Source organism: Mesobacillus subterraneus (assembly GCF_003937825.1).
GTDB lineage: Bacteria > Bacillota > Bacilli > Bacillales > Cytobacillaceae > Mesobacillus > Mesobacillus subterraneus.
On sequence record NZ_RSFW01000033.1, the window covers coordinates 71997 to 79583 of the forward strand.

Here is a 7587-nt window from a genome sequence, read left to right on the forward strand (position 1 = left end):
AATGAAAAGGAATGATTATAATGACGAAATCCAGAATTGCAGCAGTTGATGTTGGTAACGATTCTATTAAAGCTATTTTCGGAGATTTTGATAATGAATTGAATATCCCTAATATCGTGGCAAGAGATACAGAAGACCGTCCTGTTATTGGAATCGAGGAACTTGACTCTAAGGATCCGCTTGATGGAATCCACGTCCGCGTTCACTCCCCTGCCCTGAAAGAGAATAATGTCATTTATCGTGTCGGCAATCTGGCTACTAAGAGCGATAATGCGACTGAATTGGATCCGGGCAGCAGCAAGTCTGAGGAAGACCAAACATTGATCATGCTGTTTGCAACCCTTGCGCTCGATGCCGTCAAGGACGAGAACGGCAAACTTTTCCCGAAAAACAAAAATGTCATCGATGCGAACTATACGCTCGGTACTGGACTTCCGCTCCGCGAAGTCAAGGAAGGAAAAGACGCTGGTTACCGTTCTAAGTTGGTAGGCTCTGTACACCAGGTAGAATTCCTTGTCACTCCTAAATACCAGGGAATCAAGGTCAATATTAAGTTTGATGAAGTGAAAGTATATCCAGAGGGATTCGCGGCTTATATCAATCTGGTAATGGACAACAGCCTGAAGATCATTAACAAGGATCTAATTGATAGAAGAATCCTGATCCAGGATATCGGCGGTCTTTCAACAGATATCGCGGTGATCAAGAACCGCAATGTGGATGATGACAAAGCACAGGGCTTCAATCTGGGAGTTTCCGAAGCATTGGAGCAAATCAGGGAAGAAATCCGCAGCAAGCACGGAGTGGAACTGGACAGCCGCAGAGATGTGGTTGAAATCATTACGCGCAAAAATGACCGCAATCATATCATGGTCAAAGGAAGCCGGACAAGCGTGCATGATATCACAGACCGCATCCTGCTTGAACTTGCCAAGAAGCAATACCGTCTGCTTCGCAATGTGTGGGCAAAGAACTCCCAGACAGAAATCTGCTACTTTGTCGGCGGCGGTGCAACCGTTCTGAAGGAATATATCAAGACATTGAACAATAATCTGGATGGCTACAATATTGAATTCTTCGAGGATGAAAAAGAGAGCATCTGGATGATGGCTAATGCGTATTATAAGCTCATCATGGATTTTGTAAAAAAATCAGAGAAAAGCAGCGCTAAGTCCGAGACTGTCAAAAGCTAAAGTAAGGTGATCCCATGAAAAAAACCAACCCAAACGAGATTAAGAGAGGACAGGCCCTGTCGTTCCGTGTCCCGTCTGATACTCCGGACCATCTTTTGAGGCAACTTCAAAAATTGAAAGAAACCGAGAGAAGGAATTTCTCCAGTAAAATTGCTGAATTTGTCATGCAGGGTGTGGGGAATTCGTACTCCAGGGAACGGGAAACGATTACCATCCCTCTTCCGCGCAATCTCAGTAAATCGCAAAGGGATTGGATGAAGCATGAGCATTCAGAAGCCTTGCTTGGCAATATTGTGTATCACCTGCTGACGGATCCTGTTCGATCCACGGCACTCCTGGCATCATTGAACAGCAAGTCAACGGAAATAGACGAGGCCCTGTATCTTCAGGAGGACATTGACTACCCAGTTATTTCCGAAGAAGAGGATGTATCTTTTACCGAAGAAACTGCTTCGGCTGCTGAGGAATCAGCGGATGATGACCTGGATTCATTTGTTTGGGAATCCATCAGGCAAACCGAGGAGCCAGAAGAAGAAACCGAAGAGAAGGAAGAGGATCTGGACGACATTCTCGGAGATTTCCTCGCTAAAATGAATAAGTAACCAGAAAAGGACCCATGGAGCGTATTGCCCATGGGTCCTTTCCGTTTTTATTGATACGATTGCTCCAGCTCATCGATCAATGAGCCTACATACGCAACCGCTTTGCGTACTGGTTCAGGTGTCGACATATCCAGTCCTGCATGCTTCAGCAGCTCAAGCGGCTTCATAGTGCCGCCCGCGCGGAGCACCTCGAGCCAGCGGTCGACGGCAGGCTGCCCTTGTTCCTGGATCAATTGTGATACAGTAGTTGATGCGGTCAAATCGGCTGAGTACGTGTATGGGTACAAGCCCATGTAGTAGTGAGGCTGGCGCATCCAGGTCAGGCCTGCTCCTTCATCTAATTCCACTGTATCGCCCCAGAAGCCTTCGAGGACATCTGTTTTGATCTCAGTGAGTGTTTTTGCTGTCAGGGCCTTCCCGGCTTCAGCATGCGCGTAAACGCGGCGCTGGTATTCTGCCTCAAGCAGGTGGGTGACAAAGTTATGATAATACGTTCCTAAAAGCTGCAGGACGACCCAGCGGCTCATCTGTGCATCGTCTTTATTTTTTTTAAGAAGATGCTGGGCCAGAAGCATCTCATTCATGGTAGATGGTGCTTCGATGAAATACATGGAAGGACGGACATTCATGATGCGCTGGTTGCTGTTCGCCAGGTAAAAATGTCCTGCATGCCCGAATTCATGTGCAAGCGTAAAGCAGCCGCGCATATTGTCTGCCCAGGTGATCAGGATATATGGATGCGAGCCATATGGACTTGAGCAGAATGCTCCTGTTGACTTGCCGACATTATCAGCGAGGTCAACCCACCGTTCTTTGAAACCTTTTTCAATCATGGAGGTATATTCAGGACCCATTACCTTTAAGGACTCGGTGATCAGTTCTTCTGCTTCCTTGTAGGTGATATTCGGATCGAATTCCGGGTCAAAAGGAGCCTTCAAGTCGCAGAACATCATTTTATCAAGACCCAGGACCTTCTTCTTGAGCTGGGCAAAGCGGCGCATATGCGGTGCCAGCTCCTTATAGATGATATCAATCTGGTTATTGTACATTTCGAGTGTGACCTGCTGCGGCTCGAGGAGCATATGGGTAACAGATTCATAGTTTCTCAGCTTTGCCAGGGTAACCTGTTTTTTTACCTCGGTTGCATAGGTAGCAGCAATCGTGTTTTTATATTGTTTTAATGTGGAAACAAACGATCCATATGCTTTCCTGCGCACATCCGTATCTGGTGAAAACTCATAGCGGCTCTCAAACAAAGCAAATGATACAGGCAGCTCATTGCCAGCTTCATCCTGGATCGGATCGAACTCCATATCTGCAAGCTTTGCCATTCCATAAATCGTATATGGGGCTGAATGGACTTCCCCGAGTGCCGCCAGTACTTCCTCGGTTTCAGGCGATAACTTGTAAGGTTTGGTTTCGAGCAGATCTGCAAGATTGTTTTTGAAGGGTTCCAATTCCGGTTCTTCCTGAATGAACTTTTCGATCGTGCTCTCCTCGAATTCGAGGATTTCAGAAGAAATAAAAGATAAAGCGGCAAATGCACTGGTGCTGACAGCAGCTACCTTTGCAGAATTTGCTTGATTAACGGGATCTGTTCCATCAGCAGACTGTTTCAGGCTGGCGTATGTGCGTGCCTTGACCAGTTTCTTCATCAACTCTTCCTGCAATTTTAGGCACTCAAGCAAGGCCTTTGAGCTTGTATGTAAAGTTCCCTTGAAGCTGGAGAATTGCTTCATCTCTTCCTCGATTGCGGCCAATTCAGCTTCCCATGCCAGGTCAGACAGGAATAAATCGTCAAGGTTCCATGTCAGCTCAGCAGGGACTTCCGATCGTGCCAGGCGTTTCTCTACTGTTTTATTCAATTGCATCTCCTCCTTTATCTTTTCATATTACTACGAATCCCGAAGTATTGTTAGTAAATTAGTGAAATATTTAGAAAAATAAAAAAGACGGCACATTTGCCGTCTTAATAATTTGCAGTGCCAACTGAACCGGCACTATATATACGGTATAGAACCAAGGCGATGGCGGAAAGGATGATGCCGGATATATAAGGCATACCAATCGCGATCGTGAACAGCCAGCCTCCTAATGGAGGGCCGATGATCCTGCCAAGTGAATCGAAAGAGGAAAGCAGTCCGGTTGTGCTTCCGTGTCCTGCTGTTGACTTTTTTGTCAACAGAGACGATACACTAGGACGAATGAAGCCGTTCCCCACTCCGAAAATCGTCAGGAAGAGCGCGGCGGTTCCGAACCCCTCGGTTAAGAGGATTAGACCGAAGCCAATCGCAGAGATGACGATTCCCAGTTGAATGACTGCACCTTCACCAAGCTTTTTCGTCATCCTCCCAACGAGGCCGCCCTGAACAATAGCACCCGCAAGCCCCATGATCATAAAAATATAACCAAGTTCGACAGTACCTAGTCCCGCTTTTTGTGCCGCGAAATAGGCAAAAGTAGCTTCAAGTCCGGACAGTGAAAGCGAAACGAACAACTGTAGCACGAACAACATGGATAGTGGGCCATTAAAGGCCTTAAGCAACGACGTTCGTTCTCTTTCCTCGCTGTTGCGCTGTTCAGGAGAAAGCGATTCCTTTAAAACAAAGGTGACGAGCAAAAATGTTATAAGTGAAGTGGCTCCTGCAAGGTAAAAAGGTGTGTTCAGGCTTGATTGTGAAAAAATGCCTCCAATCGCCGGACCGAAAATGAAACCAAGTCCCACCGAAGCACCGATGATGCCCATGCCCTTGCCTCTGTCTTCTTCGGAAGTGATATCAGCGACATATGCCATGACAGTCGGCATATTGGCTGAGGATAGGAGCCCGCCGATAATCCTTGCCGCGAACAGCATCCAGAGCTCCGTAGAAAGCGCCATCAGGAAAAACGAAAGCGAAAGCCCTAAAATTCCGATCATGATGACAGGCTTTCTTCCAATCCTGTCGGAAATGCGTCCCCACATTGGCGCGAATAGAAGCTGCATCAAGGAGTACACAGCCATCAATAGCCCCAGCTGTGTAGGAGTGGCCCCGATTTCCTCCGCATAAAAAGGGATGACAGGTATAATGATTCCGAAACCGACCATGACAAGAAACATGACCAAAAATAAAATAGGCAGCGCCTTTTTTGTATTCATCTATACAATCACTCCATTGCTTCAGCTGATCAAACTTTAAAATTGCAATATCAAAATTATAGCAGAAACCTTTGCAGGATACCTAAAAGAGATTTCAAAAACCCCGCATTTATAGTGAAAACTCATTCTCGAGAAAAGATTAGCAGCTCTAATTTGAGGATATATAAATCAGAAGTTCACGAAGAGGAGTGGGATGATTGAGTCCAAAAACAAAAAGGAAATTCCTGCAGATAGGGAGCTTCATATTGGGCTTTGGTTTTATGGGAGCGATGGACGGGGTTATTTTTCACCAATTGCTTCAATGGCACAGTGTCAATATGCACACCGATAGGCCTGGACAAATCTTCAGTGATGGTCTGTTTCATTTTAGCGTCACGGTTGCCCTGGTCGCGGGAGGGATCATTTTATGGCTTGCAGGGAAGCCTTCTGACATTTCCCAAGGAGTGAGAAAGTTGCTTGCCGGCTTTTTGACAGGTGCAGGTATCTTTAATCTGCTTGAAGGGATTGTGAATCACCATATTCTGCAGATCCATCGAGTGAAACCTGGGGATCCGAATGCGCTTATGTATGACCTTGCTTTTCTTGCATCCGGTCTGCTGCTGCTGATCATCGGCGAGGCAGTCAGAAGAAGGTGTAAAAATACCTAGATTCAATAGGGGAGGAAGCTTATGTACAGGGAGATCAGTTTTATTGTCATCTTTAGTTTTGTTTCAGTGTTGTTATATTTTCATAATCAAAATGGACATTTTCAAGCATCATGGCACAAGGATACCCATGGGCATGAGCGAATCGAGATCCCCTCTGATGTACAAGCTCTTCGATTGCCGGCAGCGTAAAGCAGGATCCTTCTGGCTCATGGCTGCTTCATGTCAGGGTTGAAAATTTCACCTTCGCACCGGAAAAAGCCGGTTCGAGTGGGAAAGGCTATCATGAAGGCCATGCGCATATCTATTTGAATGGGAAAAAGGTAAACCGCCTGTATGGCAATTATTATCATCTCGGTGAACTGGAAAAAGGAATCTATGAAATCAAAGTCACGCTTAATGCGAACAACCATGGAGTCTTGTTCGCAGGCAGGAAAGAAATAGCTTACCGTACTGTTATTAAAGTAGAATAAGAGCTCTTTTTTTTACGGGAACTTTGAGTCTCTTAATAAAATTCTGTAGAATGATTACAAGAATTTTTTTACGAAAAGGTGTAATGATGAAAAAATATATTGTCATTGGAGCTGGAATATTAGGGACTTCCACTGCCTATCAGCTAGCAAAGGAAGGAAAACACGTCACGATCATTGACCGGGAAGAGCCAGGGCAGGCGACGGGTGCAGCCGCTGGAATCATTTGTCCCTGGCTGACCCAGCGTCGGAATAAGGCCTGGTATTTTCTCGCGAAAAATGGGGCTGCCTTTTACCCGTCATTGATCAGCCAATTGGAAGAGGACGGGGAAGTCGACACAGGTTATCAGCGTGTAGGAGCCGTCAGTCTTCACTTCGACCAGGATAAACTTGCAAAAATGGAAGAAAGAGCGATGGTGAGGCGTGAGGATGCACCGGAAATCGGTGGCATCACCCGGCTGGATTCCAAAGAAACACGTGAACTTTTTCCGCCATTATCAGAAGAATATGCATCCGTACATGTTAGCGGCGGCGCACGAGTGAACGGAAGGCTGCTGCAGCTTGCTCTGCTGAACGCTTCGCTAAAACATGGTGCTGAATATGTGAAAGGAGATGCTCAGTTAGTATCCTCTGGAGGGAAAGTGGAAGCTGTTAAAGTGGGAGAGGCAAAATATGCAGCGGACAGCATCATCCTGACCGCAGGGGCATGGGCGCCTGAGCTCCTGAGACCGCTAGGGCTGAACCTTAGCATTTCCCCTCAAAAGGCACAAATCATCCATCTGCAGCTTGAAAATACAGAGACTGGAAGCTGGCCAGTCGTCATGCCGCCCAATAATCAGTATATCCTTGCATTTGAAGGAGGCAAGGTGGTCATCGGAGCAACGCATGAAGATGAGAAGCAATTTGACCGCCGGCCGACATTGGGAGGGATGCATGAAATCATTGATAAAGGATTGACAGTGGCACAGGGACTGGCAGATGCCACCTATCTCGACACAAAAGTGGGATTCCGTCCAGTCGCACCAAACTTCCTTCCGATCATAGGATCCGTTCCAGGTTACGAAAACCTGTTACTGGCAAATGGACTTGGCGCGTCAGGCCTGACAGTGGGACCTTACCTCGGTGCCCAGCTTGCCAAACTGGCAGCAGGCGAAAGCGTTGAACTGGACCTCGATCTGTACGATGTATCAGGCGCCATAAGCGATACTATTTCCTAGGCAATGAAAGAAGCGGGCAGGACAACCGGATTTTCTGGTTGTCCTGTTTTTTATATATTTTTCAGTAAAAGTAAAGCGAAAACATAATAAAGGTCCATCGTCATGAGCATTTACCAAAAAAATATTCCTGGCAAAGCAAATAAATCGATCAATAGCGGGTATAACACTAAGAAATTCTAAAAATAATAGGTTGTTCATTATAGGCAGGGAGGAACCATCACATGCAATGGAAAGGCAGAAGAGCAAGCAGTAATGTAGAGGACCGCAGAGGAAGCGGCGGGGGCGGGATGCTCATGGGCTGTCTCTTATACACATCTCCGAGCCC

Annotated in this window: 8 protein-coding genes; 6 read left to right on the forward strand and 2 right to left on the reverse strand. The window is 46.5% G+C overall.

Translation table 11 applies throughout. The features are described 5' to 3' along the window. Positions 1-20 precede the first annotated feature (20 nt). On the forward strand, positions 21-1193 hold the full coding sequence (locus EJA10_RS21535; protein WP_125482094.1) for a ParM/StbA family protein: 1173 nt from the start codon (positions 21-23) through the stop codon (positions 1191-1193). A gap of 14 nt (positions 1194-1207) precedes the next feature. Further along, positions 1208-1795, forward strand: a complete 588-nt coding sequence (locus EJA10_RS21540) for a hypothetical protein (RefSeq protein ID WP_125482095.1) — start codon at positions 1208-1210, stop codon at positions 1793-1795. Positions 1796-1842: 47 nt separating this feature from the next. Here EJA10_RS21540 and pepF read toward each other — a convergent pair whose 3' ends face one another. Further along, positions 1843-3666, reverse strand: coding sequence for an oligoendopeptidase F (gene pepF / locus EJA10_RS21545; protein WP_425462113.1), 1824 nt, complete (start codon positions 3664-3666; stop codon positions 1843-1845). Positions 3667-3764: 98 nt separating this feature from the next. Beyond that, complete coding sequence (locus EJA10_RS21550; protein WP_125482097.1) at positions 3765-4931, reverse strand: MFS transporter; 1167 nt, start codon at positions 4929-4931, stop codon at positions 3765-3767. A 197-nt stretch (positions 4932-5128) separates the two neighbouring features. On the opposite strand from EJA10_RS21550, the gene EJA10_RS21555 reads away from it, so the two are divergent. From EJA10_RS21555 to EJA10_RS23850, 4 genes are all read left to right on the forward strand, one after another. Next, positions 5129-5578 carry a DUF2243 domain-containing protein gene (locus tag EJA10_RS21555; protein WP_125482098.1) on the forward strand — a complete coding sequence of 150 codons (450 nt, stop codon included), beginning with the start codon at positions 5129-5131 and terminating at the stop codon, positions 5576-5578. 305 nt (positions 5579-5883) lie between these two features. Next, positions 5884-6048 carry a hypothetical protein gene (locus EJA10_RS23590; protein ID WP_170169216.1) on the forward strand — a complete coding sequence of 55 codons (165 nt, stop codon included), beginning with the start codon at positions 5884-5886 and terminating at the stop codon, positions 6046-6048. Between the two features lie 86 nt (positions 6049-6134). Beyond that, positions 6135-7262, forward strand: a complete 1128-nt coding sequence (locus EJA10_RS21560) for an NAD(P)/FAD-dependent oxidoreductase (RefSeq protein ID WP_125482104.1) — start codon at positions 6135-6137, stop codon at positions 7260-7262. A gap of 221 nt (positions 7263-7483) precedes the next feature. After that, positions 7484-7587 (forward strand): neutral zinc metallopeptidase (locus tag EJA10_RS23850; RefSeq protein WP_246017919.1); only part of this gene is annotated, 104 nt, incomplete at its 3' end.